This window comes from Streptomyces sp. NPDC059256, from assembly GCF_042753785.1.
In the GTDB taxonomy this organism is placed as follows: domain Bacteria; phylum Actinomycetota; class Actinomycetes; order Streptomycetales; family Streptomycetaceae; genus Streptomyces.
Window position 1 is genome coordinate 43,033 of sequence record NZ_JBHYZO010000006.1, and the last position, 24,873, is coordinate 67,905.

A 24,873-nucleotide genomic window follows, 5' to 3' on the forward strand; every position below is an offset into this window, starting at 1 on the left:
TCTGAATCGACGATCGCCGGAATTGACGCGGAAGGGCCCTACGCATGCAAATCTGGCCAGGACAGGCGTACCCCCTCGGCGCCACCCACGACGGCGCGGGCACCAACTTCGCGGTGTACTCGGAGGTCGCGAGGCGCATCGAGCTCTGCCTGCTGGACGACGACGGTGCGGAGACGAGGGTGGAGCTGCGCGAGGCCGACGCCTTCGTGCGACATGCCTATCTACCGGGGGTGATGCCGGGGCAGCGGTACGGCTTCCGGGTGCACGGTCCGTATGCGCCGGATCGGGGGCATCGATGCAACTCGGCCAAGTTGTTGCTGGACCCGTACGCCCGTGCCATGAGCGGAAGCATCGACTGGGGCGAGTCGGTGTACGGCTATCGCTTCGATCGACCGGACTCCGCCAACGAGCTGGACTCCGCGCCGCACACGATGGCCTCCGTCGTGGTCGACCCCTCCTTCGACTGGGGGGACGACCGGCCCCCGCGCATCGACTACCACCGCACCGTGATGTACGAGGCGCACGTCAAGGGCCTGACCATGCTGCACCCGGAGCTGCCGCCAGAGGTACGCGGCACCTACGCGGGACTGGCCCACCCCGCGGTGATCTCGCATCTGACGGAACTGGGCGTGACGACGCTCGAACTGATGCCGGTGCACCAGTTCATCCACGACCATCGGCTCGTCGACGCGGGTCTGAACAACTACTGGGGCTACAACACGATCGGGTTCTTCGCCCCGCACAATGCGTATGCCTCCCGTGGTGACCGGGGCGAACAGGTCACCGAGTTCAAGGAAGCGGTACGGGCACTGCACCGGGCGGGCATCGAAGTCATCCTCGACGTGGTCTACAACCACACCGCGGAGGGCAATGAGCTCGGCCCGACCCTCTCCTTCCGCGGTCTGGACAACGCCTCCTACTACCGTCTCGCCGAGGAGGACCGCCGGCTGTACACCGATACGACCGGCACCGGGAACTCGCTGCTGATGCGCAGCCCCCATGTACTCCAGCTGATCATGGACTCGCTTCGGTACTGGGTGACCGAGATGCACGTGGACGGTTTCCGTTTCGATCTGGCCGCCACCTTGGCGCGGCAGTTCCACGAGGTGGACCGGCTCTCGTCGTTCTTCGACCTCGTCCAGCAGGACCCCGTCGTCAGCCAGGTGAAGTTGATCGCCGAGCCGTGGGACCTGGGCGAGGGCGGCTATCAGGTCGGAAACTTCCCCCCGCTGTGGACCGAGTGGAACGGCAAGTACCGCGACTGTGTGCGCGACCTGTGGCGTGGGGAACCGCGCACGCTCGCGGAGTTCGCCTCCCGGCTGACCGGATCGTCAGACCTCTACCAGAACGACGGTCGACGCCCGCTCGCCTCCGTCAACTTCGCCACCTGCCATGACGGCTTCACCCTGCGCGACCTGGTCTCGTACGACGAGAAGCACAACGAGTCGAACGGCGAGTCGAACCGGGACGGCGAGAGCCACAACCGCTCCTGGAACTGCGGTGTCGAGGGGGAGACCGACGATCCTCGGGTGCGGGAGCTGCGGATGCGTCAGATGCGCAACTTCATCGCCACGCTGATGCTCTCGCAGGGGGTGCCCATGCTCAGCCACGGCGATGAGTTCGGCCGCACCCAGGGCGGTAACAACAATGCGTACTGCCAGGACAACGAGGTCTCATGGGTGCGCTGGCCCGCGCAGGGGGAGATGGAGGGGGACGACGACGGGGAGTCCCTGCTCGCGTTCACCCGGGCGATGGTGTGGCTACGGCGCGAACATCCCGTCTTCCGGCGCAGACGGTTCTTCCGCGGTGGTCCGGTCGACGACAGTCAGGACGAGCTCACCGACATCGCCTGGTTCAATCCGGCAGGAGAGCAGATGACCCAGCGGGACTGGCAGTCCCGGCACACCCGGGCCCTGTCGGTGTTCCTGAACGGGAACTCCGTCTCCGAACCCGGTCCCCGGGGGGAGCGCATCCGTGATGACTCCTTCCTGTTGATGTTCAACGCCGGCCCCGGGGAGGTGGACTTCGGGGTGCCGGTCAGTCATGGCCCGCTCTGGCGGATCGTCGTGGACACTGCCCGCCCCCGGGCTGTATCGCTGGATGAACTGGATGAACTAGAGGGACTGGATGCACTGGATGGACTGGAGGAAGGCGAGAAGGTGGCGGCAGGCGAGCAGGTGACACTGGCGGGGCACAGTCTGGTGGTGCTGCGTCGGCCCGCGTAGGGGTCGTTCCATCGCCGTAGGGGCCCCGGCGCGCCGGGGCGCCGCCGCTGGCCCGTCCGTCCGCCGACCACGGAACCCCCCGCCCGTCCACCGGCCTGGAGCCGTTCCACCACCCGTCCGCCGCTGTCTGTCGTGACAGAGAACCCGCGCGGGCGGGTACGTACGCCACCATGACGCCCCATGCCACCTACCGCCTCCAGCTCCAGCCCGCCTTTCCGTTCGCGTCCGCCGCGGCGGCCGTGCCCTACCTCGCCTCCCTCGGCATCTCCCATCTGCATCTGTCACCGGTGTGGGAGGCGGTGCCGGGGTCGACACACGGGTACGACGTCACCGATCCGACCCGGGTGCGGGCGGAGCTGGGTGGTGAGGAGGGTCTGCGGGCACTCGCGGCCACGGCGCGCGAGCACGGCCTCGGGCTCGTGCTCGACCTGGTGCCGAACCACATGGCCGCGGTGCCGCGGTACAACCCCGCACTGTGGGAGGTCCTGCGTGAGGGGCCATCGTCGCCGTACGCGCGCTGGTTCGACATCGACTGGGCCGCGGGGGGCGACCGGGTGCTGTTGCCGGTGCTCGGTGGGCCGATCGGGGACGAACTCGGGGCGCTGAGCGTCGACGGCGGCGAGCTGCACTACGGCGACCACCGGTTCCCGCTGCGGGCCGGCACCGAAGGACTGCCGCTGCCCGCGCTGCTGGACGCCCAGTTCTACCGGCTCGGCTGGTGGCGCCTGGCCCGCACGGAACTGACGTACCGAAGGTTCTTCACCGTCTCCGAGCTGATCGGGGTGCGGGTGGAGGACCCGGAGGTGTTCGACGCCACCCATGCGAAGGTCGTCGAACTGGTCCGCGACGGTGTGGTGACCGGACTGCGGATCGACCACCCGGACGGGCTCGCCGACCCGGAGGGGTATCTCCATCGGCTCGACGCGGCCACCAGTGGCGCCTGCTGGACGGTGGTCGAGAAGATCCTCACCGGGGCCGAGCAGCTGCCTCCGAGCTGGCCGGTGGCGGGTACGACCGGGTACGACACGCTGCGGCACATCGACGGGCTCCTCACCGACCCGGTGGGCGCGGACGCGCTCGCCGGCCAGTTCCGGCGGTACGCCAACCCGGCCGGTGATCGCGGCGGTTACTGGGATGCGACGGTCCGCCGCGCCGCCCATCGGGTCGTCACCCGGGAACTGGCGGCCGAGACCGCGGCGCTGACCCGGTTGGCCGAGCGGGCGTGCGCCCAGGACATGGCCCTTCGGGACCATGCGCCGTGGGCGCTGCGTGCGGCGGTGCGCGAGTTGCTGGTGCGGGTGCCGGTCTACCGCCCGTACGGCAGTGGGGACGAGGAGGCGCTGCCGTTGAAGGCGGCGGCGAGCGCCCGGGCGACCTTCTCGGTGGCCGAGGAGGCCACGGCCGTGGACACCGTGCGGGATCTGGCCCTGGGGCGGCTCGGTGAAAGTCCTGACCAGGTCGCCTTCCGGGTGCGGTTCGCCCAGACCTGTGCCGCGGTGCGGGCCAAGGCCGTCGAGGACACGGCGTTCTACCGGTACACGCCGTTGCTCTCGGCCAACGAGGTCGGTGGCGATCCGGGACGGCCGGCGGTCGGGCCGGACGAGTTCCATGCGCACTGTGCGCGGCTGGCCCGTGACTGGCCCACCGGCGGCGTGGTGCTGACCACCCATGACACCAAGCGGAGCGCCGACGTCCGAGCGCGGATCGCCGTGTTGTCCCAGTGCCCGGAAAGATGGGAGGAGTTCTTGCGCCAGATCACCGCGGAGACCGCCCACCAGGAGGGGGGACGGGCGCCCGACCCACAACTGGCGTGGGTCACCTGGCAGACCGCGATCGGATTCGGCTTCCCCTACGGGGAGCGACTGCGCTCCGCCCTGCTCAAGGGCGCTCGGGAGGCCGCCCTCCAGACCGGTTGGACCGAGCCGAACCCCGCCTATGAGCAGGCCCTCGCCGATTTCGTGGCCGCCGGCCCGGCCGGGCGTCCACTGCACTCGGTGGCCCTCTTCGCGCGGGCGCTGGCTCCCCATGTACGGGCCCAGGTGCTGGCGGCGACCCTGCTCCAACTGACCGTGCCGGGGGTGCCCGACCTCTACCAGGGCACCGAACGCACCTATCTCGCCCTGGTCGATCCGGACAACCGGGACCCGTTCACAGAAGAGGCCGCGGACGAGAAGACCGCGCTCACCTGCGCGGCACTGCGGCTGCGCGCGGAGCGCCCGGAGGTCTTCGGCGCGTCGGGGAGCTACGCACCACTGGCGGTGCGCGGAGCAGCCGCGGCCCACTGCGTCGCCTACTCGCGTACGGGACAGGTGGTGGTGGCCGTCACCCGGCTGTCGCTGCGGCTGGAGCGGGCGGGCGGTTGGGCGGACACCGAGGTACTGCTGCCGGAGGGCGTGTGGAGCGATCTCCTGACAGCGGGACGGCGGCTGACGGGTGGTCCGGTACGGGCGGCGGACCTCTTCGGACCGGGGCCCGTCGCGCTCCTGGTACGAGCCGAGGGCTGACGCGCCGGTGACCTGCGCCGCGTTTCTGCCGGGTCGGTCCCGACGGTCCGGCGCGGCGCACGGCCGTCCCGGCCCCGGTTCACCGGTTCACCGGTTCACCGGTTCATGGGATCAAGCCCGGGCCAGTGGTCACAGCCGATCAGCGAGCGGTCAACCGGAAGCACATATGGCCGAACCCGACCATGTCACCGTCCCGCACCGGCACCGCGCCCGTGACCCGCCGCCCATTGACCGTGGTCCCGTTGGTGGAACCCAGATCGCGCAGCAGCCAGACGCTGTTGTTCAGGATCAGTTCCGCGTGCGACCGCGAGACGCTCTCATGGCTCAACCGCAGACCGTTGCCCGGGTCGCGACCGATGCGCAGGGGGTAGGGCCCCGGCTCCGGGAACAACAGCGGCGGCAACTTCTCCGTGTGCCAGGCCCTGCGCAACCGGACGAAGAACGCGGACACCCCGCTGACGGCGCTGACGACGCGGTGCGAGAGCCTCCCCTCGGCTCCGAGGTCCGCGGTCAGGGCCTTCAGATCCTCGGCACGGTGGGCCACCAGGGCCAGTTCCATCCGGCGTAGGAACGTGTCGTGCGACAGCTTGCCCTGGGCAGCGCCCTCCCTGAGCACACCGACGACCCGATCCCGCTCGGCGTCCGAAAGCCGTACGGGAGCGGAGTACGTGGGGAACTCGGGGGGCGACGTCACATCCTCAATTGTCCGCGGCCGGGCGGAAGGTGTCCAGAAAAAAGCAACAGCGGCACTCCATGGCCGGTTGGCATCGGTGGGGACCTCCCGGACGGCCAGGCGGCACTCACCAGGCCCCACCAGAAATAAGTGGACGGCACACGCACCGAAGGGCTAGCGTGATCACCAACGCCCAGGTCCGACGGAGAGGAGGCGAGTGCCGTGCACATCCCACCGTTCCCGCGCTCCCGCCCCGTCCGCCCGGCGTTCGCAGTCTGACCGGGAGCGCTCACGCATCTCTTCCCGGAGGCTTCTCCATGACCGATCTGGTCATCCGCGCGCTCGGTGAGCGCGACGCACATCTCTTCGACTCCCTGCCCGACCCGCTCCGCGTGGGCGAGGCGATGTCCCATGTGACCTTCCGCCCCGAGTGGCAGCGGGTCGCCCTGCGCGACGGTGAGGTCGTCGCACGGGCCGCCTGGTGGGGCGGTCCTAAGGACACTGCACCCATCGAGCTGAACTGGCTCGATGTCGCCGAGGGCGAGGAGGAAGCAGGCGCAGAGCTGCTGCGCACCTCCCCCTACGCGGTCGAGTACCTGCTCAATCTGCCCGCCGGCTGGCGGGATGACCCGGTGCTCCTCGCGGCCGGTGAGACCCGGCTCAGGGTCGCCCGGGCAGCAGGCATGCACCCCTTCGTGGAGCGCTACCAGTACCGCTGGACGCCCGACTGCGGACTGCCGGAACGGCCAGGACGGCTGGTGTTCCGGCCCGAGCCCGATGATGCGGTGATCCTGGACGTGCTGCGCCGGGTGCACTCGGCGACGCTCGACGCACACGCCCTGCGCGCGATCGAGGAAGGAGGGCTCGACCAGGCGGCCCAGGAGGAGTTGGACTTCTTCCACTGGTGCCCATCGCCGCGCGACTGGTGGCAGTTGGCGTACACCCCCGGGGGCGACCTCGTGGGCCTGCACATCCCCGCCCACAACCCGTCCGGCCCCTGTATCGGCTTCATCGGCGTCGTCCCGGAGCAACGCGGCCACGGCTACGCCTACGACCTGCTGGTCGAGTGCACCCAGGTGCTGGTCGCTCAGGGGGCCGAGTTCATCGCGGGCGCCACCGATCAGGGGAACTTCCCCATGGCGGCGAACTTCGCCAGGGCCGGACACCCGGTGGTCCGGGAGCGCATCCACCTGGCCACCGGCCCGTCGCAGCCCTGACCCCTTCCGCCGCCGTGGTGCCCGGTCGTACCGGCCACCACGGCGGCACCCTCCCGGCCCGTCGACAGGGGCCGGCCCGGCGAATCGTGCATGGCGGCTGCCCGGTCCGGGCAGCCGCCCGTCGACAGGGGCCGGCCGCCCGAAGCGCGGGCAGCGCAGCGATCCCCGAGGATGGGGACGGAGGGAGACCGCTATGACGACGGACGGACCGCAGGACCCCCACCCGCCCCGCACGGACGCGTCGGACCCCCGGCGAGGAGCCGAAGGCTCCACGGCGGAACCGGGCCCGGCCCTGCGCACTCTGGTGACCGGAGCCACCGGGTACATCGGGGGCCGACTGGTGCCGGAACTGCTGGCTGCGGGCCACTCGGTGCGTACGGTCGCCCGCTCCCCCGAGAAGCTGCGCGACCACCCCTGGGCGAAGGACGTGGAGACGGTCCGCGGCGATGTGCTCGACGCGGACTCCATGGCGCGTGCGATGGAGGACATCGACGTGGCGTACTACCTGGTCCACGCCCTGGGCACCGGATCGGACTTCGAACGCACCGACCGGGAAGCCGCCCGGATCTTCGCCGAACAGGCCCACGCGGCGGGAGTGCGCCGCATCGTCTATCTGGGCGGGCTCACCCCGCAGGGGGTTCCCGTGCACACCCTCTCGCCCCATCTGCGCTCCCGGGCGGAGGTGGGCCGAATCCTGCTGGACTCACCGGTGCCGACCACGGTGCTCCGGGCCGCGGTGATCATCGGATCCGGCTCGGCCTCCTTCGAGATGCTGCGCTATCTGACCGAGCGCCTCCCGGTGATGGTCACCCCCAGTTGGGTGCGGACCAGGATCCAACCGATCGGCGTCAGGGACGTACTGCGCTACCTGGTCGGCTCGGCCCGGATGCCCGCGGACGTCAACCGCACCTTCGACATCGGCGGACCGGACGTCATCACCTACCTCGACATGATGCGGGGGTACGCGGCCATCGCGAAGCTGCCCCGACGGCTCATCGTTCCGGTACCGGTGCTCACCCCCCGGCTGTCGAGCCACTGGGTCGGCCTGGTCACCCCCGTACCGCACTCCATCGCCCGTCCGCTCACGGAGTCCCTGCGGCACGAGGTGATCTGCCAGGAGCACGACATCGCACGGTACGTCCAGGATCCACCCGGGCGGCCGTTCGGCTTCCAGAAGGCGCTGACGCTCGCGCTCCAGCGGGTCCAGGACGCCAATGTGACCACGCGCTGGTCCTCCGCCTCCCTCCCCGGAGCGCCCAGCGACCCCCTGCCGACGGACCCCGACTGGGCCGGCGGAAGCCTCTACACCGACCGGCGGCAGCTGCTGGTCGACGCCTCGCCGCAGGACCTGTGGCGGGTGATCGAGGGCATCGGCGGGGACAACGGCTGGTACTCCTTCCCGCTCGCATGGGCGATCCGCGGATGGCTGGACCGATTCGTCGGCGGGGTGGGCCTGCGTCGGGGGCGCCGCGACGCACAGCGACTGCGGGTGGGCGACTCACTCGACTTCTGGCGGGTCGAGGAGCTCGAACCCGGACGACTGCTGCGGCTGCGGGCGGAGATGCGGCTGCCGGGTCTCGCCTGGCTGGAGATGCGCGCCGATCAGGACGACCAGGGCCGTACGAGGTACCGACAGCGGGCCGTCTTCCATCCTCGCGGGCTGCTGGGCCACGCCTACTGGTGGAGCGTGTCGCCGTTCCACTCCGTCGTCTTCGGCGGGATGGCCCGCAACATCGCCCGGGCGGCCACGGCGAACGGGTCCGGCCGAGGGACGGACTGACGGCCGGCCGAGGGACACTCTGCGGCCCGCACCCCGATGGGTCGCCGTCGTTCGGCGCGTCATCGGCGCGGGCACCCCGCTTCGGACCCCGTTGGTTGCCAGGATGGTTCCGCCGGAAGCAGACGCCGCACGGTCTGATCCCTTCCGGTGATCGTGGCGGGCCGGGTAGCGACGACGAGGGGACCACCAGTGCAGTTCGACGTATGGGCACCACGGGCCACCGCCCGGGTGACGCTGTGGCTGGACGGCACCGAGAAGGCGATGGCCCGGACGCCGGGCCGGGCCGGGTGGTGGAGCGTCGAAGCCGATGCGGGCGAGGGAGCACGCTACGGCTTCGCCCTGGACGACGGCGTGGTCCTGCCCGACCCCCGCTCGCGCCGGCAACCGGACGGACCGGACGGACCGAGCGCCGTGGTCCTGCCCGACACCCATGTCTGGCGCCACGGCTGGGCGGGGCTGGACCTGCGCCACGCGGTGCTCTACGAGCTGCACATCGGCACCTACACGCCCGAGGGCACCTTGGACGCGGCAGCCACCCACTTGGACGAACTCGCCGACCTCGGCATCACCCATGTGGAGTTGATGCCGCTGTGTCCCTTCCCCGGAGTGCGCGGATGGGGCTACGACGGTGTGGCCCCCTGGGCGGTGCACGAACCCTACGGCGGCCCCGCGGCGCTGAAGCGGTTCGTCGACACGGCCCATGAACACGGCCTCGGGGTGGTGTTGGACGTCGTCCACAACCATCTGGGCCCCTCCGGCAACCATCTGCCGTCCTTCGGCCCGTACTTCAACCCCGAGCGCACGACGCCGTGGGGAGCCGCGGTGAATCTCGATGCGCCGGGCTCGGACGAGGTCCGCGCCTATCTGGCGGGCAGCGCACTGGCCTGGCTGCGGGAGTACCGGCTCGACGGTCTGCGGCTGGACGCGGTCCACGCGCTCGTCGACGACCGGGCCCTGACCTTCCTGGAGGAGTTGTCCACCGCCGTCGACGCGCTCTCGCGGGAGTTGGGGCGTCCGCTGTCGCTGATCGCCGAATCGGATCGCTGCGACCCACGGACCACGACCCCTCGCGAGGCCGGTGGGATCGGACTGCACACCCAGTGGAACGACGACTTCCATCACGCCCTGCACACCGCGCTGACGGGTGAGGCCCAGGGCTACTACGCGGACTTCGCCACCGCACCCCTCGCGGCACTCGCCAAGACGCTCACCCACGGCTTCTTCCACGACGGCACGTACTCGACCTTCCGCGGGCGCACGCACGGCCGCCCGGTCGATGTGAACCGCACCCCCGCCCACCACTTCGTCGGGTACACACAGACCCACGACCAGATCGGCAACCGCGCACTCGGCGACCGGCTCTCCGCCTCCCTCTCCCCCGGGTTGCTGGCCTGCGCCGCCGTGCTGGTGCTGACCGGCCCCTACACTCCGATGCTGTTCATGGGCGAGGAGTGGGGCGCGGGCACCCCCTGGCAGTTCTTCACCGATCACACCGACCCCGAACTCGGCGCGGCCGTACGGGACGGCAGACGTCGGGAGTTCACCCCGCACGGATGGGCGGAATCGGAGGTCCCCGACCCCCAGGACCCGGCCACATGGGACCGCTCACGGCTGGACCGCTCCGAACGCGACCGGGAGCCGCACGCCCGACTGCTGGCCTGGTACCGCGAGCTCATCGCCCTGCGCCACGCCCAGTCCGACCTGGCCGATCCCGACCTCGCGGCGGTGAAGGTGGCGTACGACGAACAGGCGCGGTGGTTGGCGATGCGCCGAGGTGACCTGAGGATCGCCGTCAATCTCTCCCCTGAGCGCGCGGCGATTCCGCTCGGTCGCGGCGGACGCGTCCTCGCGGCCTGGGACGAGGTGTCGGCGCCGGGCCCGGACGGGCTGCTGGAACTGCCCGGACACTCCTGTGCGGTCCTGGCGGACTTCTGACGAACACCCTTGACCTCAAGTCCACTTCATTTCCTAGGCTCGCGGTATGAAGCAGCGGAAACTGGGCCGTACGGGTCTGCGCGTGAGTGAGTTGTGTCTGGGCACCATGAGCTTCGCCGACGACACGGACGGGCATGCGATCCTCGACGCCTTCACGGAGGCCGGGGGAACGTTCATCGACACCGCCGACATGTACGACCGCGGTGGCTCGGAGGAGATCCTCGGCCGTTGGCTCAGAGGCCGTCGTCGGGACGATCTCGTCATCGCCACGAAGGTGTGGGGCACGATGGGGGACGGGCCCAACGACGGCGGACTGAGTCGCAAGCACATCATCTCGGCCGTGGAAGCGAGCCTGCGGCGGCTCGGCACCGACCACATCGATCTGTACCAGACCCATGTCTGGGACTCCGGCACCCCCATCGAGGAGGCGCTGTCCGCCCTGGACGTCCTGGTGCGCTCGGGCAAGGTCCGCTATCCGGGCACCAGCAATGTGACGGCGGCGCAGCTCCAACGCTCGGTGGACCTGGCACGACAGCAGGGCTGGGAGCCGTACGCGAGCCTCCAGCCGCTCTACAACCTGTTGCGGCGGGAGACGGAGTGGGAGCTCTTGCCGTTGAGTGCGGAACTGGGCGTCGGAGTGATCCCCTACCGGCCCCTCGAAGGGGGCTGGCTGACGGGGAAGTACCAACGCGGCATGGAGTCGGCCCCGGCCGGCACGCGCGAGGCGTACTTCGAACAGCGGTCCGGTGACCAGGGCTGGCGGCGCCACGACACGGAGGAGACCTGGCAGGTCCTGGACGCCGTGCGCGAGGTGGCGGCCGAGACGGGGCGGAGCATGTCGCAGGTGGCGTTGCGTTGGCTGGTGGAGCGGCCCGGAGTGACGGCGCCGATCATCGGGCCGCGGACGCTGGAGCAGGCGGTGGACAATCTGGGTGCGGTGGGTTGGGAGTTGACGGCCGACCAGTCGGCTCGGTTGACCGAGGCGAGCGACCGACCGCTGCCCTACCCCTACGACCTGTTGGCGCAGTTGTGAAGAGCTGACGCCCGCGCCCGGTGGATCCGCAGGGACGGGTCCACACCGGGGTTGACCGTCTGTTCCCAGAACCAGCACGGTCCGGGATGCCGGCCGGTGGTCCTCGGGGGTTTCCCGGGTGCCCGTCGGTCGGCTCTCACTCCGTCTCCGCCACGATGCCCGCACGGACGGCGAGCACGGCCAGGCGGATGCGGTTGTCCCGACCCGTCTTCGCCATCAGGTTGGCGATGTGCGTCTTCACGGTCGTCACCCCCAGATGCAGCCGGTCGGCGATGTCCTTGTTCGCCAGCCCGGCTCCGACCAGGGCGAGCACCTCGCGTTCCCGCGGGGTGAGCTGCCGGATCAGTGGGTCGGGGCCGTCTTCGCGGTCGGTGTGCGTGGTGTGGATTGCCCGGCTGATCAACCTGCCCAGCACCGCGCGGCTGAAGGGTGCCTCCCCCACGGCGGCCCTGCGCACTCCGTCGAGCAGTTCGGCCGGCGGGGTGTCCTTGACGAGGAATCCGCAGGCTCCTGCGGCCAGGGCCGGATAGAGGTGGTCGTCGTCGTCGAAGGTGGTCAGGGCGACGACCCGGGTGGCGGGCCGGGCCGCCAGGATGCGCTGGGTGGCCGTGATGCCGTCCATGCCGGGCATCCGCAGGTCCATGAGGACGACATCGGGCCTCAGGTGCGCGGCCAACCGCACGCCTTCGGCGCCGCTGCCCGCCTCACCCAGGATCTCGATGTCGACCGCCTGTTCGAAGAGCATGCGCAGGCCCATGCGGACGAGTTGCTGGTCGTCGACCACGAGCAGACCGGTCATCGGCGCGGCTCCCGCTCCGGTGCGGGCGGCGGCAGTTCGGCTGCGAGGCGCCATCCGGCGCCCGAGGGGCCGGCGTCCAGGCGTCCGCCCAGGAGTTCCACGCGCTCTCGCATGCCGATCAGCCCGTGCCCGTCCGTGTCTGCCGCAGGCGGTCTCCCATCGGTGGGGCCGTCGTCCTGGACGGTGATGAGCGCGGCCCCGTCGTCAGCCAGCCGTACGGTCAACTCCGCGCGTGCTCCCGGCCCGGCGTGCCGGGCTGCGTTGGCCAGGCCCTCCTGGACGAGTCGGAGCACGGCGAGCCCGCGGACCACGTCCAGCCGGGCGACGGCCGGTTCCAGCGTGGCGTCGACGGCCAATCCGGTGGGTCCGCTGCGGGCCACGACCGCTTCCAGGGCGGCGGTCAGCGATCCGGGCGTGACGACGGTGGCGTCTCCCCGTTCCACGCCGTCAGGATCGCGCAGCACGGCGACCAGACGTCTGAGGTCGGCGAGGGCCGCGCTGCCGCTGGTATGGAGGTCGTCGAAGACCTCCACGATCCTCGGGTCCACGGGGGAGCTCCCCATCGCCGTGCCGGCGCCGGTGACTGCACCAGTGGCTGTGGCGGGTTCTGCGCCTGCTCCGGCGCGGCTCTCGCCCGTCCTTACGGTGGAGTTCGCACCCGAGGACCCAGGGATGTCCTCCGTGGTGTGCGGTGTCCGTGCGTCGAGGATGACATGCCGGGCCACCCCGACGCGCAACACCATGGACGACACATGGTGGGCCACCAGATCGTGCAACTCCCTTGCGATCGCGGTGCGTTCGGCGGTGCGAACGGCCAGCAGCCGTTCCTCCTGGCGCCGCTCCTCCTGGCGCGTCCGGGCACGGGCCTGCTCGGCGGCATCGCGGGCGACCCGTACGTAGGAGCCCATGAGGAGCGGCACCCCGGCGACGATCCCCATCTTGTAGAGGACCGTGGGGAGTTCCTGGGGCAGGTCCGCCCACCGGTTGGCGGCCACCGCGGCGGCCAGGGCCATCGTGCCGGCGAACAGCCGGGCACCCCTGTGGCGCAGGGCCAACTCGAAGAGGGTGACGGCGGCGAGCACCTTCAGTGCGGGAACCACCTCCGAGCCCAGCGCATGTGCAGCCATGAGGAGGCACGACTGCGCGACCAGCGCCGCAAGCGCCCATCGGACGCCGATCAGGCTCAGGAGCAGGCCGACCGCGGCAGGCCACCACTCCCGCCAGCCGGACACCGACTCCACCAACAGCACATTGCCGATCAACGCGGCACCGGTCACCACGACGCGCAGCGCGGCGAATCTCTCGTCGAACGCCAGCTCGACCCTCGGGCGGTTCACCCGCTCCACGATAGGGCGGGCACGGGCGACACCGGGTCCTGCCGTGGCAGGAGGCGACTCCTCCCACCGGCCGCGACCTCGGCCCGGACGGTGGAGCCGCCCACCCCGATGCCCTGCGAGGGTCGGTGCCATGAACACCACACCACGTACGAGTACACAGGAGAACCCAACCCTCGCAGGGCGCCCGGGACCGTCGGGCCCGGTGGGTCCGGTGGGTCGCAGGTCCCTCATCGGTGGCGCGGCGGCGCTGGGAGTCGCCGGGGTCACGGGTGCGGGGGCGACCCGGGCGGCGGCGAGTCCACGGGGGCCTCGCGGTGGAGGCCGATTCCGGGACAGGACGGTCCTCATCACGGGCGCCACCTCGGGCATCGGCAGGGCGAGTGCGAAGGCGTTCGCCGCGGCCGGCGCCCGGGTCGGATTCTGCGGCAGACGGGAGGAGTTGGGACACCAGGTGGAACGGGAGATCCGGGCCGCGGGCGGCGAAGCCCTGTACGTACGGGCCGACGTCCGGGTGCCCGAGCAGGTGCGGAGCTTCGTCGACGAGGTGGCGAACCGATACGGCCGCATCGACGTGGCGTTCAACAACGCGGGCATCGGCAGCAGTCGGCTCCCTCACGAACTCAGCGTCGAGGAGTGGGACGACGTGCAGTCCACCAATGTCCGGGGGGTCTTCCTCGCCATCAAGTACGTGATCCCCCACATGCTCGAAGCGGGTCGCGGCGTCATCATCTGCACCTCGTCCTCGGCCGCCGAACAGGCGCGGCCCACCGGGTCCGCGTACACCGCGAGCAAACGCGCCGTCCAGGGCATCGTGAAGGCCGCCGCCCTCGCCTACGGGCCCAGCGGGATCCGGGTCAACGCCTTGCTGCCGGGGACGACGGACACGCCCTTCGTCCGCCCCGCGGGCATCCCCGACACGGGGTGGGCGCAGTACAAGGCGGCGTTCGGGCCGCTCAACATCGACGGTCTTGAGCGCATGGCGGAGGCGGACGAGATCGCCCGAGCCGTCCTCGGGCTGGCGTCGGACGACTTCGCCTATATGACGGGCGCTTCGGTGTCCGTGGACGGTGGGGTCTCGGCCGGACGGAAGATGGTCCAGCCGAGCAGGGCGTGATGTTCCGCGCGCCGGTTTCGGGGCGGTGTCGGGGCGGCCCGACAGCATCCGGTGGCCGTGGGGTCAGCCGCTGGGGTCAGCCGACGATCGCCATCGCGTGGTCGGTGTTGTTCAGTCGACGCCCGCCGTCGTCCGTCACCGTGACGATGTCCTCGATACGGACCCCGAACCGGCCCGGAAGGTAGATGCCCGGCTCCACGGAGAAGCACATCCCGGGCACGAGGGGCTGTTCCTCACCCTCGATCATGTAGGGCGGCTCATGGGTGGTGACCCCGATGCCGTGGCCCGTGCGGTGGATGAACAGGTCCCCGTATCCCGCCTCTTCGATGATCTCGCGGGCGGCGCGGTCCACCTCCTGGCAGGCGACCCCGGGGCGCACCGCCGCGAAGCCCGCCTCCTGTGCCTCCCGTACGACGTCGTGGATGTGCTGTTCGGCGGGGGACGGCTCGCCGACATGCACCGTGCGGGTGGTGTCGGAGCCGTACCCGTGTTTGAGGCCGCCGAAGTCGAGGACGACCATGTCACCGACGTCGATGGTCCGGTCCGATGCCTCGTGGTGGGGGTTGGCTCCGTTGGGGCCGGAACCGACGACGGTGAAGTCGACCTGGGAGTGGCCGAACTGCCGCAGCAGGTCGGCGAGGTCGCCGGCGACCTCGGTCTCCCTGCGGCCGGCGAACGGGACCTTGATGATCTCTTCATAGGTGGCGTCGGCCGCCGCGCCAGCCGCGGCCAGCCGTTCCAGCTCATGGGCGTCCTTCACGGCCCGCAACATGGGCAGTGCCTCGGTCAGGGCGATGTAGGAACTGGCCGGCAGGAGTTGTTGGAGACCGAGGAGATGCATCGCCCAGGTGTTGTCGCTGACGGCGAACCTGCCGTCGGACACCAGGAGCGGGGCGGTCACGGCGTACGGGTCGTGGCCGTCGGTCCAGTCCCGCAGGGTCAGCGCCGCGGCACCTGCGGCCTGCTCGGCATCGGGCGCTTCCAGCGTGGGGACGACCAGCACCGGATCCCGGCCGTCCCGCAGGACCAGGACGGTGAGCCGCTCGGTGGCCGCCGTGGGCCGGTAGCCGGTGAGGTGGACCAGATCGGGGCCGGGCGCGACCAGCACACCGGCGAGTCCCGCGTCCGCGGCGGCTCGGGCGGCGCGCGCCATCCGGGCCCGGTAGTCGGCTGCGGTGAAGGGCGCGGGCGTGGTGGACATGAGCCCATACTCCCCCCGCCCGGCAGGTGACGCGACCGCGCACCGCCGGGCATCGGCCCCGGGACCCACCGCGATACGGCCCTCAGTCGTCGTCGGCCACCAGTCGCTCCAGCAGCGCCCGGAACTCCTCGCCGACGACGATCCGTAGTCCGTCGCCGTCCTCCTCGCGGTCGCTGAGCTGGGTGAGCACACCGTCGTGCCACCAGTAGACATAGGGACTGATCGCACCGGGCGTGTCCGTGAACCCGGAGGCGGCGAAGGAAGCCATGGCATTGAGTGCGGGGATCACCCGGGTGTCCCGGATGACGTGGAAGGCCAACTGATGGCGGAAGGGCATCGCCACCAGGGCGCCGTCGCCCGTGAGGGTGTCTCCGGTCACCTCCCGGACCACGCTCTCCAGGGCGAGCACTCGGCTCGCCGTGTAGAAGGAGTCACCGAGGATGACCTCGAAGCGCATGCCGTCGTCGCCCTTGACGGTCTCATGGGCTTCGATGGGCAGTCCGCGGAGGTTGTAGAGGGCCTGTTCCCGCAGATAGGGAAGGTCACCGAGGGGTTCGAGCGCCTCGTCGGTGAGCATCATGACGCTCTCGGGAAGGTCGAGCGCGATGATCTCGTGGAGTCCGGGGGCGAGCGCACGCGCATACGCGAAGTTCCGCGGGTCGAAGCCGTCGGCGCCCAGCACCCTGGGGTAGAGCTGGGCCCGGATCTGTTCGGTGGGGAGCGTGTCGAGCGCCGAGGGCGCGTCCATCGTCCGCAACACCATGCCGACGTGTCTGCGGACCAACTCCGGCCAGGAGCGCGGGCCCCGATCGTCGTTGTGCAGTACGGCAGCGAGATTGGCCAGACCGAACTGGCGGCCCGCGCTGTCGGTCACGGCATCCGCGAAGACCGTCACTTCCAACCCCTGCTCGGCGAACGCCTCGCGCACCTGCCCGCGGAATCGAGCACCCTCGTCGACGGAGAAGTAGGGAAACTCGGCGTCCCGGGGCGCATCCTGTCGATCCCGCTTCGGCCCTCGCCGGAACAACCCCACATCAACCGCCTTTCATCCGACGCTCCACCCACCTGGCTCCTGCGCCGATCCCTGCCCGCTTTCGAGCCTACCCACCGCGACTGACACCCCTCATCGCGGAGGGTGTCACCACGACTACGCACCACGGGTGCCGTGCGCGGGGAATCGGGCCTGCGTCGGCACGAGTGGCGGCTCCACGGGCTGGGGCGGGGGGATCGGCGCCGAGGTACCGGGCGTTCACCGCGGTGTCGGGTACTGGGCGTCGGGTACTGGGCGTCGGGCGCCGAACACCGATCGCGGGGCCGGGCGCGTCCGCCGATGAATCGGATGCCGATTGCCCTGTCGGTCCCGCTCCCCCGATCGTCAGTCCATCGACACGATCAGATCGGCGCGGTCCCGGCCCAGGGCGACCAGTCGGGCGTTGGACTCGTCGGACCCGCGCACCCAACGCTCGGCGGCGGGGCGTTCCTTCCCGTGGCGCACATGTCGGCCGATCAACCGCCGGTGGCGCACCCCGTCGTCCAGTTCCAGGAACCAGACGTCGTCGAGCAGGGGACGGACCGCCGCCCAGGGGCCTTCGTCGTACAGGAGGTAGTTCCCCTCGGTGATGACCAGTGGCACGTCCGCGCCGACGGGGATGCTGCCGGCGACGGGCTCCTCCAGCCTTCGGTCGAAGGTCGGGGCGTAGACGGTGGAGGCAGGCGTGGGGGTGCGCAGTCGGGTCAGGAGGGCGAGATATCCATCGGCGTCGAAGGTGTCGGGCGCGCCCTTGCGTTCGGCGCGGCCCAACCGGAGCAGTTCCGCCTGGGCGAGGTGGAATCCGTCCATCGGTACGAGGGCGGCCCGGCCGTCGAGGGCCTCGACGAGACGGGCGGCGAGCGTGGACTTTCCCGATCCCGGGGCTCCGGCGATCCCCAACAGCCGCCGCCTTCCGGGCACCGCCAGGGCTCGGGCCCGGGTCAGCAAGGGAATCGGGAGGGTGCGCATGGGGACATTGTCATGCATCCGCCCCCTCCCCAACCCCCAGAGGTGTTACGTATGACCCTGCTCGATACGCGTGCGCAGACCACCCCTGGGGGTCCTCCGCAGGGGGCCTGAACCGCACCCGATCGCTGCGGACGGGTGCGGTTCCGGACGTGCCGGGAGGGCCCGGGGGCCACCCGATCACTCGTCCGGCGTCAGCTTCAGCGAAATGCTGTTGATGCAGTACCGCTGGTCGGTCGGGGTGGGATACCCCTCCCCCGCGAACACATGGCCGAGGTGCGATCCGCAGCGGGCGCAGCGCACCTCGGTACGGGCCATCCCGTGGGACCTGTCCTCGATCAGTTCGACCGCGTCCGTGTCCTTGGGGTCGAAGAACGACGGCCATCCGCAGTGGGACTCGAACTTGGTGTCCGAGCGGAACAGCTCCGCACCGCACGCGCGACAGGAGTACACACCTGCGGTCTTCGTGTCCGTGTACTCACCGGTGAAGGCCGGTTCCGTGCCGGCCCTGCGGAGCACCTGGAATTCGGCAGGGCTCAGCTCGGCCTGCCACTGCTCGTCGGGCTTCTCGATGTCGTACGCCATGAAGCGGCTCCCTCAGTTCGCCGGGCCCGAGTGCGTCAGATGCGCCAGGATCGCCGGACCGAGGTCCGTGACGTCTCCGGCGCCCATGGTGAGAACGAGATCACCCGGCTTGACCATTCCCGCGACGGCTGCCGGGACGGCCGCCTTGTCGTGGACGGCGGTGACCGCGGCGCTCGCCGCCAGTGCGGCATTGACGATCAGCTCGCTGGTGACGCCAGGGATCGGGTCTTCGCGCGCCGGATAGATGTCCAGGACGATGGAGGCGTCGGCCAGGGCCAGTGCCTGTCCCATCTCGGTGCCGAGTTCCTGGGTGCGCGAGAACAGGTGCGGCTGGAAGACGACGAGGAGCCGGGTGCCCGCGGCGACGGCCGAGCGCATGGCCTCCAGGTCGGCCGTCATCTCGGTCGGGTGGTGGGCGTAGGAGTCGATGACCTGGACGCCCGCGGCCTCGCCCTTCAACTGGAGCCGGCGCTTGACCCCGGTGTAGCCGCCGATCGCCGATGCGAGGTTGTGCGCGGGGATGCCGAGGGCGACGCCCGCCGCCAGTGCGGCCACCGCGTTGTTGGCGTAGTGCCGGCCGGGGACGGAGACGGTGAAGGTCAGGAAGCGGCCGGCCAGCAGGATCGTGACCTCGCTGGTGAGCCCGCGTGGGGTGATCTTGTGGATGCGCACGTCGGCGTTGTCGGACTCGCCGTAGGTGACAACGTTGAGCTCGGAGCGGTCGCGCACCCGAGAGGTCAGTTCGACCGCGCCCGGCTGATCGGCGGAGATCACCAGGGTGCCACCCGGGACGATCTTGCCGATGAAGGTCTCGAACGACTCGTAGATCTCGTCCATCGAGGCGTAGTTCGCGTGGTGGTCCAGCTCCACGTTGAGGACGATCGCGACCGCGGGGTCGTACTTCTGGAAGCTGCGGTCGCTCTCGTCCGCCTCGGCGACGAAGATGTCGCCGCCGCCGTGGCCCGCGTTCGTCCCAGGGCCCTCCAGATCGCCGCCGATGGCGTACGAGGGGTCCAGGTCGAGCCCGGAGAGTGCGACGGCCAGCATGGACGTGGTGGTGGTCTTGCCGTGGGTGCCCGCCACCGCGATGGAGCGCAGACCGGTCATGACCGAGGCCAGCGCGTCGGAGCGGTGCACCACCGGAATGGCGAGCTCACCGGCGCGCACCAGTTCGGGGTTGTCGGCGCGAATGGCGCTGGAGACCACGACACAGCTGGCGTCCTCGGCGAGGTGGGCAGGGGCGTGGCCGATGTGGACGGTCGCGCCGAGGGCGCGCAGGGCTTCTGCCGTGGGCGAGTCCTTGGCGTCGCTGCCGGCGACCTTGGCCCCCCGCTGGGCGAGGATCTTGGCGATGCCCGACATCCCGGCGCCGCCGATGCCGATGAAGTGCGGGCGCTCCAGAGTGCCAGGGACGGCGGGTGCCATGCGTGTGTCTCCCCACGGTGTACGGATGGTGCTGACCGCGCCGCGGACGCGCTGCTGAGGGCACGTGCGGGCGGGTCCAGCCTATGCGCTGGCGGTGACGTGGGCGGCGCACCGGCGTTCCGCCGCGGCCCACCACCGGCAGGAGCCACGGCGTGGGCGGGAACGGCGCCGGTGCGAGCGCCCGACCGCGGAACCTCACTGGGCCGCCCGGGCGGGACGGGGCCGGGCGGGCGGGACAGGGCCGGGCGGGGGCGGCGAGCCGCCGCGACCGGGCGCCCCGACGGCCGCGCGGCCCTACTCGCTGTGCGCGAAGAGCTTCAGAACGGGTACGCCCACCTTGTGGCGGGCCCTGGAGGCCCAGTCCCGGTGGAAGAACTCCTCCACGTAGTGCGGAGCGGTCAGCACGATCACTTCGTCCGCGCCCTTGTCCTCCACGACGGCCTTCAGCCGGTCCAGGGGGTGGTCTTCCACCACCTCCCCATCGGCTTGGCAACCCGCTTGACGCAGGGCGGCCACGGAGTGCTCCAAGGCCCGCTCGGCCGGTGCCTTCGCCTCGTGCCCTTCGGGCTCGTCCCCCTCGTGCACCGCCTGGTCGACCTCGCCGAGCGCCATGTCGTCGATCGCGCGGAGCAGGACGTCCGCCTGATCTCCACGGGGCTGCATCAGCACGAAGAAGGACACGCCTTCCGCCCCGTGGAGGGTGGTGACGAAGTCCACGTCTTCCGAGGTCAGGGGCTTCTCGATCATCAGTACGCTCGTGAACACGTCGGAACCCCTTCTGCGGAAACCATCCTTCCCCGTGCCCGCACGGGGTCTGCGAGAGTAAGTCTGCCCAGCCGAAGCTAACCGGAACGGTAAATTCCGCTGATTGTCAGATGCGACGGTAGCGGGTGAAAAGGAACCCCGCCTCCTCCAGCAGCCCCACGAGGGCGAACTGCTCCGGCACGGCCACCGCGGGCCCGCCCGCGATCCGCTGGGCATCACCCGCCGTCATCGTCGGCGACAGGGTCAGACAGAACTCGTTGAGGGTCCCGGAGGCGACGAACTGCCCCAGCAACCGCGGCCCGCCCTCGGTGAGCAGACGGACCAGACCGCGGTCCGCGAGCGCCGCGAGCGCCCTCGACGGATCCACGCCCGGCCCGTCCCCCGCCACCACCACATCGACACCGGCCGCCCGGGCCGCCCGGACCCGTTCGGCAGGCGCCTGGGCCCCCGTGAGCACCACGGTGGGCACCAGCGGTTCCGTGAACAGGGGCAGCGAGAAGTCGAGCCCCAGCGAGGCGCTGACCACGGCGATCGCCGGCGCCGGACCCTGGCCCGCGGCGAGGCGGCGGGCAGCGAAGGCATCCCGGGCCCTGGCTGGCCGGTAACCCTCTTGGCGTACCGTTTCTGCACCAACCACGACCGCATCGGCCAGCCCTCGGAGAGTGCCGAAGATCCGCATGTCGGCGGAGCAGGAAAGGGGCTGCGAACGGCCGTCGTGCTGGGCCGCCCCGTCCAGCGAGGAGACCATGTTCGCCCGCAGCCAGGGGGTCGCCGAATCCCCGGTTTCCTCGGGGTACGCATAGGCGTCCGCCAACTCGTCGAGATTCCATTCGCGGTCCGTGCCGAGTGTCTGATCGGTCACAGGGAGCAGGCGTCGCATAGGAAGCAGTCTGGCATGGCGCTTACAGTTGGACCTTGTGTCGACCCGTGCCACCAGCGCAATAGCCGAAGCAGTACCCATCTCGCTGTGCGCCCGCGAGCCGTACGTCCCTGCCGACCGACTCGTCGCGGAGATGGTCCCTCCGCCACGCTTCGACGCAGTCCGCTTCGACACCTACGTACCCGATCCCCAGCAGCCGAGCCAGAGCGCGGCAGTCACCGCGCTGAGCACCTTCGCGGCGAGTCTGGGCGGTGGAGCGCACGCCAGCGGTTCGGGTCGCCGCCGGTGGTTCAGCCGCAAGCCCGCGGCTCCCGCGCCCGTCCGGGGCGTCTACCTCGACGGCGGCTACGGCGTCGGCAAGACCCATCTGCTGGCATCGCTGTGGCACGCCACCTCGGCCGAGCCCGCGCTGAAAGCATTCGGCACCTTCGTGGAACTGACCAATCTGGTCGGCGCCCTCGGCTTCCAGCAGACGGTGCAGACCCTGAGCGGGCACCGACTGCTGTGCATCGACGAGTTCGAGTTGGACGACCCCGGTGACACGGTCCTGGTCTCGTCCCTGCTGCGCAAGCTGGTCGAGGCGGGAGTGGCTCTCGCCGCCACCTCCAACACCCTGCCGGGCAAGCTGGGCGAGGGCAGGTTCGCCGCCGCCGACTTCCTGCGTGAGATCCAGGGGCTCTCCGCCCACTTCCAGCCCCTGCGCATCGACGGCCAGGACTACCGCCACCGCGGCTTGCCCGAGGCGCCCATGCCGTACTCGGACGAGGTGGTCGCCAAGAGCGCCTACGCCACCGACGGCTCCTCCCTCGACGACTTCCCCCATCTCCTCGACCATCTGGCCAAGGTGCATCCGAGTCGGTACGGCGCACTGATCGACGGGGTGGAGACCGTGTGCCTCACCGACGTGGGTCCGGTGCCCGACCAGTCGACCGCACTGCGCCTGGTGGTACTCGCCGACCGTCTGTACGACCGTGAGGTCCCGGTGCTCGCCTCCGGGCAGCCCTTCGACCGGTTGTTCAGCGAAGAGATGCTCAACGGCGGCTACCGCAAGAAGTACTTCCGCGCCATCTCCCGGCTGACAGCGCTGGCCCGTGACGCAAAGGGGCTGACAGGGCGCTAGGTTCGGGGGTGTAACCCTGCTCCACCCAGCTTTTCCGTCAGAAGGGAACCATCAGCATGGCCACCACGCGCACGGCGCACACGGTCTGGGAAGGCGAGCTCCTCAAGGGCTCGGGCACCGTCACCTTCGACTCTTCCGGCATCGGATCACAGCCGGTTTCCTGGCCGTCCCGCGCCGAGCAGGCCAATGGCAAGACCAGCCCCGAAGAGCTGATCGCCGCCGCCCACTCCAGCTGCTTCTCGATGGCCCTCTCACACGGGCTCACCGGCGCCGGCAACCCGCCCACCCGGCTGGAGACCAAGGCCGACGTGACCTTCCAGCCCGGCGAGGGCATCACGGGCATCCACCTCACCGTTCGCGGCGAGGTGCCCGGCCTGGACGCGGACGCCTTCGCCTCCGCGGCCGAGGACGCCAAGAAGAACTGCCCGGTGAGCCAGGCGCTCACGGGCACGACGATCACCCTGACCGCCGAACTGGCGTAACGGCAGTGATGCCTGTCGCACCACGCGACACATGAGGCGTTGTGGCCCGCACTGTTCACCTGTCCCACGGGGCGTGGTAGACCGGTGCGGGTCACATCTCCTGTCCCCCAACAGGGAGCGCCTCATGTCAGTGACACGACGCCATGTCCTCGCCCGCGCGGGGTTATTGAGCACACAGATCGCGTTCACCGGTGCCCTGTCCGAACTCTTCGCCGGCACCGCGGTCGGCAGCGGCCACAGCGGTGAACACGGCTACGGCCCACTGGTTCCCGACCCCGCAGGACTGCTCGACCTCCCCCGGGGCTTTCGCTACCGGGTCCTCTCCCGGGAGGGCGACCCACTGCGCTCCGGTGAGGGAACCGTCCCCGGCAACCACGACGGCATGGGAGCGTTCCACGGCCGACGCGGCCGGACCCATCTCGTCCGCAACCACGAGAACCGCCACTCGGCCCGACTGGGCGTCCCACCGGTCACCGGGCTCACCTACGACCCGACGGCCAAGGGCGGCTGTACGGCCCTGGAACTCGACGACGAGGGCGAGGTGCTCGCCGAACGCGTCGCGATCGCCGGCACCGCCGTCAACTGCGCCGGCGGCCCGACCCCCTGGGGAACCTGGCTGACCTGCGAGGAGAACGAGGACAGGGCCGGCACCAACGGATACACCAAGGACCACGGCTTCATCTTCGAGGTCGACGCGATCGCTCCCCATCGCACGGGCGCCGTCCCCCTCACCTCCATGGGCCGCTTCCAGCACGAGGCCATCGCCCTCGATCCCCGCACCGGGATCGTGTACGAGACCGAGGACGCCTTCGACCGTCCCTTCGGGCTCTTCTACCGCTTCCTGCCGCGCAGACCGCTCGGCGGTACCGGCTCGCTGCGCGCGGGTGGGGCGCTGGAGGCGATGCGGGTTCCCGACGTGCCCGACCTCTCGGCGATCGACGAGCCGGGGGCCGTCTTCGAAGGCGTCGAGTGGGTCCCGGTGCCCGACAGCCAGGCGCAGCAGACACCCATCCGACTCCAGGACTTCGGGACGCGCGGCATCACCCACGCCCAGAAGCTGGAGGGCTGCTACTGGGGCGGACGCTCGGTCTACTTCGTCTCCAGCTACGCCCGCAGCGCGGAGGGATCCGCGGGTGACCACCACGGTCAGGTGTGGCGCTACGAGCCGGCGCGCCGAAGACTCACCCTGGTCATCGTCTTCGGCCCGGGCACCGACGTCCAACTGCCCGGCGAATCACCCGACAACATCTGCCTCGCGCCGAGCGGTGGGTTGATGGTGTGCGAGGACGGCGGCGGCGGGCAGCACGTGTACGGGCTGACCCGGCACGGCACGGTGTACGAGGTGGCGCGCAACCGACAGTCCATCGGCACCCCGCAGGCGCCCCGATGGGGTGAGTTCGCCGGGGTGACCTTCGCACCGGACGGGGAGACGATGTACGTCAACGTCTATCGACCGGGGACGACCTTCGCCGTCACCGGGCCCTGGCGCTAGCTCGTTCCCAGCGCACTGGTGCGGTACACAGCACGGGCATCATGCGGCGAAACGGCACTGCCCGCCCCGGTGGTTCGAGGCGGGCAGTGCCGTCCCCCCGGCACCCGGTGTCCGCCCGGGGCATCGTGAGTGCGCCGGTCGAAATGCGCCCCGGTTGGACTGGCCTGACATCGGAGCGGAGTCAGGAGCACATGGCATCTGATTCACCGGGGCCGGTCCGTTCGAAGGGCGAGGACCAGCGGGCGGGGTCGGCATCCTGCCCGTGGTAGGAGAACACCCCTTGCGGACGGACCGGGGTACGGACGCCCCG

General features: G+C 70.6%; 20 protein-coding genes. 10 read left to right on the top strand and 10 right to left on the bottom strand.

Annotated elements, in window-relative coordinates; translation table 11 throughout:
• The first annotated feature begins 44 nt into the window (after positions 1 to 44).
• Both glgX and treY read left to right on the top strand, forming a co-directional pair.
• Positions 45 to 2,225 (top strand): glycogen debranching protein GlgX, encoded by a 2,181-nt coding sequence (gene glgX, locus ACFXJL_RS16080; protein WP_358878385.1) that lies wholly within the window; start codon positions 45 to 47, stop codon positions 2,223 to 2,225.
• 170 nt (positions 2,226 to 2,395) lie between these two features.
• The gene (gene treY / locus ACFXJL_RS16085; RefSeq protein WP_384692778.1) at positions 2,396 to 4,729 is read left to right on the top strand and encodes a malto-oligosyltrehalose synthase; all 2,334 of its coding nucleotides are present in this window, start codon (positions 2,396 to 2,398) and stop codon (positions 4,727 to 4,729) included.
• Positions 4,730 to 4,868: 139 nt separating this feature from the next.
• Here treY and ACFXJL_RS16090 read toward each other — a convergent pair whose 3' ends face one another.
• Positions 4,869 to 5,423, bottom strand: a complete 555-nt coding sequence (locus ACFXJL_RS16090; RefSeq protein ID WP_384632788.1) for an FHA domain-containing protein — start codon at positions 5,421 to 5,423, stop codon at positions 4,869 to 4,871.
• A 296-nt stretch (positions 5,424 to 5,719) separates the two neighbouring features.
• On the opposite strand from ACFXJL_RS16090, the gene ACFXJL_RS16095 reads away from it, so the two are divergent.
• The 4 genes from ACFXJL_RS16095 (at position 5,720) to ACFXJL_RS16110 (ending at position 11,367) form a co-directional block, all read left to right on the top strand.
• The gene (locus ACFXJL_RS16095) at positions 5,720 to 6,619 is read left to right on the top strand and encodes a GNAT family N-acetyltransferase (protein ID WP_384692782.1); all 900 of its coding nucleotides are present in this window, start codon (positions 5,720 to 5,722) and stop codon (positions 6,617 to 6,619) included.
• A gap of 193 nt (positions 6,620 to 6,812) precedes the next feature.
• Entirely contained in the window at positions 6,813 to 8,399 is a 1,587-nt protein-coding gene (locus tag ACFXJL_RS16100; RefSeq protein WP_384692785.1) for an SDR family oxidoreductase, read from the top strand.
• A gap of 189 nt (positions 8,400 to 8,588) precedes the next feature.
• Positions 8,589 to 10,334, top strand: a complete 1,746-nt coding sequence (treZ, locus tag ACFXJL_RS16105; RefSeq protein ID WP_384692788.1) for a malto-oligosyltrehalose trehalohydrolase — start codon at positions 8,589 to 8,591, stop codon at positions 10,332 to 10,334.
• 46 nt (positions 10,335 to 10,380) lie between these two features.
• Positions 10,381 to 11,367 carry an aldo/keto reductase gene (locus tag ACFXJL_RS16110; protein WP_384692791.1) on the top strand — a complete coding sequence of 329 codons (987 nt, stop codon included), beginning with the start codon at positions 10,381 to 10,383 and terminating at the stop codon, positions 11,365 to 11,367.
• A 136-nt stretch (positions 11,368 to 11,503) separates the two neighbouring features.
• Here ACFXJL_RS16110 and ACFXJL_RS16115 read toward each other — a convergent pair whose 3' ends face one another.
• Positions 11,504 to 12,166 carry a response regulator gene (locus tag ACFXJL_RS16115; RefSeq protein ID WP_384692794.1) on the bottom strand — a complete coding sequence of 221 codons (663 nt, stop codon included), beginning with the start codon at positions 12,164 to 12,166 and terminating at the stop codon, positions 11,504 to 11,506.
• The gene (locus ACFXJL_RS16120; RefSeq protein ID WP_384692797.1) at positions 12,163 to 13,503 is read right to left on the bottom strand and encodes a sensor histidine kinase; all 1,341 of its coding nucleotides are present in this window, start codon (positions 13,501 to 13,503) and stop codon (positions 12,163 to 12,165) included. Before ACFXJL_RS16120 ends, ACFXJL_RS16115 begins: the two co-directional genes overlap by 4 nt.
• 130 nt (positions 13,504 to 13,633) lie before the next feature.
• Between ACFXJL_RS16120 and ACFXJL_RS16125 the strand changes: the two genes are divergently transcribed.
• Complete coding sequence (locus ACFXJL_RS16125; RefSeq protein ID WP_384692799.1) at positions 13,634 to 14,617, top strand: SDR family NAD(P)-dependent oxidoreductase; 984 nt, start codon at positions 13,634 to 13,636, stop codon at positions 14,615 to 14,617.
• A 76-nt stretch (positions 14,618 to 14,693) separates the two neighbouring features.
• Here the strand turns inward: ACFXJL_RS16125 and ACFXJL_RS16130 are convergent, their stop codons facing one another.
• The 7 genes from ACFXJL_RS16130 to ACFXJL_RS16160 form a co-directional block, all read right to left on the bottom strand.
• On the bottom strand, positions 14,694 to 15,818 hold the full coding sequence (locus ACFXJL_RS16130) for a M24 family metallopeptidase (protein WP_384692802.1): 1,125 nt from the start codon (positions 15,816 to 15,818) through the stop codon (positions 14,694 to 14,696).
• 82 nt (positions 15,819 to 15,900) lie between these two features.
• Positions 15,901 to 16,851, bottom strand: a complete 951-nt coding sequence (locus ACFXJL_RS16135) for a hypothetical protein (RefSeq protein WP_329024439.1) — start codon at positions 16,849 to 16,851, stop codon at positions 15,901 to 15,903.
• 342 nt (positions 16,852 to 17,193) lie between these two features.
• Complete coding sequence (locus ACFXJL_RS16140; protein WP_384692805.1) at positions 17,194 to 17,817, bottom strand: nucleoside/nucleotide kinase family protein; 624 nt, start codon at positions 17,815 to 17,817, stop codon at positions 17,194 to 17,196.
• 177 nt (positions 17,818 to 17,994) lie between these two features.
• A complete protein-coding gene (msrB, locus tag ACFXJL_RS16145) occupies positions 17,995 to 18,399 on the bottom strand; it encodes a peptide-methionine (R)-S-oxide reductase MsrB (RefSeq protein ID WP_358878373.1) in 405 nt (134 codons plus the stop codon).
• A 12-nt stretch (positions 18,400 to 18,411) separates the two neighbouring features.
• Entirely contained in the window at positions 18,412 to 19,824 is a 1,413-nt protein-coding gene (gene murC / locus ACFXJL_RS16150) for a UDP-N-acetylmuramate--L-alanine ligase (protein ID WP_358878372.1), read from the bottom strand.
• Positions 19,825 to 20,118: 294 nt separating this feature from the next.
• Positions 20,119 to 20,589, bottom strand: a complete 471-nt coding sequence (locus tag ACFXJL_RS16155; protein WP_329024431.1) for an indole-3-glycerol phosphate synthase — start codon at positions 20,587 to 20,589, stop codon at positions 20,119 to 20,121.
• A gap of 106 nt (positions 20,590 to 20,695) precedes the next feature.
• Positions 20,696 to 21,469 (bottom strand): pyrimidine reductase family protein, encoded by a 774-nt coding sequence (locus ACFXJL_RS16160; RefSeq protein ID WP_384692809.1) that lies wholly within the window; start codon positions 21,467 to 21,469, stop codon positions 20,696 to 20,698.
• Positions 21,470 to 21,506: 37 nt separating this feature from the next.
• Here ACFXJL_RS16160 and zapE point away from each other — a divergent pair, with 37 nt between their 5' ends.
• From zapE to ACFXJL_RS16175, 3 genes are all read left to right on the top strand, one after another.
• On the top strand, positions 21,507 to 22,589 hold the full coding sequence (gene zapE / locus ACFXJL_RS16165) for a cell division protein ZapE (protein ID WP_384632825.1): 1,083 nt from the start codon (positions 21,507 to 21,509) through the stop codon (positions 22,587 to 22,589).
• A 56-nt stretch (positions 22,590 to 22,645) separates the two neighbouring features.
• Positions 22,646 to 23,071, top strand: a complete 426-nt coding sequence (locus ACFXJL_RS16170) for an OsmC family protein (protein ID WP_250917414.1) — start codon at positions 22,646 to 22,648, stop codon at positions 23,069 to 23,071.
• A gap of 124 nt (positions 23,072 to 23,195) precedes the next feature.
• Entirely contained in the window at positions 23,196 to 24,563 is a 1,368-nt protein-coding gene (locus tag ACFXJL_RS16175; protein WP_384692812.1) for an alkaline phosphatase PhoX, read from the top strand.
• Positions 24,564 to 24,873 lie beyond the last annotated feature (310 nt).

Coding starts and splice junctions, on each gene's coding strand:
- glgX (WP_358878385.1), top strand. CDS start 45: ATGCAAATCTGGCCAGGACAGGCGTACCCCCTCGGCGCCACCCACGAC.
- treY (WP_384692778.1), top strand. CDS start 2,396: ATGACGCCCCATGCCACCTACCGCCTCCAGCTCCAGCCCGCCTTTCCG.
- ACFXJL_RS16095 (WP_384692782.1), top strand. CDS start 5,720: ATGACCGATCTGGTCATCCGCGCGCTCGGTGAGCGCGACGCACATCTC.
- ACFXJL_RS16100 (WP_384692785.1), top strand. CDS start 6,813: ATGACGACGGACGGACCGCAGGACCCCCACCCGCCCCGCACGGACGCG.
- ACFXJL_RS16110 (WP_384692791.1), top strand. CDS start 10,381: ATGAAGCAGCGGAAACTGGGCCGTACGGGTCTGCGCGTGAGTGAGTTG.
- ACFXJL_RS16115 (WP_384692794.1), bottom strand. CDS start 12,166: ATGACCGGTCTGCTCGTGGTCGACGACCAGCAACTCGTCCGCATGGGC.
- ACFXJL_RS16125 (WP_384692799.1), top strand. CDS start 13,634: ATGAACACCACACCACGTACGAGTACACAGGAGAACCCAACCCTCGCA.
- ACFXJL_RS16130 (WP_384692802.1), bottom strand. CDS start 15,818: ATGTCCACCACGCCCGCGCCCTTCACCGCAGCCGACTACCGGGCCCGG.
- ACFXJL_RS16140 (WP_384692805.1), bottom strand. CDS start 17,817: ATGCGCACCCTCCCGATTCCCTTGCTGACCCGGGCCCGAGCCCTGGCG.
- msrB (WP_358878373.1), bottom strand. CDS start 18,399: ATGGCGTACGACATCGAGAAGCCCGACGAGCAGTGGCAGGCCGAGCTG.
- murC (WP_358878372.1), bottom strand. CDS start 19,824: ATGGCACCCGCCGTCCCTGGCACTCTGGAGCGCCCGCACTTCATCGGC.
- ACFXJL_RS16160 (WP_384692809.1), bottom strand. CDS start 21,469: ATGCGACGCCTGCTCCCTGTGACCGATCAGACACTCGGCACGGACCGC.
- ACFXJL_RS16170 (WP_250917414.1), top strand. CDS start 22,646: ATGGCCACCACGCGCACGGCGCACACGGTCTGGGAAGGCGAGCTCCTC.
- ACFXJL_RS16175 (WP_384692812.1), top strand. CDS start 23,196: ATGTCAGTGACACGACGCCATGTCCTCGCCCGCGCGGGGTTATTGAGC.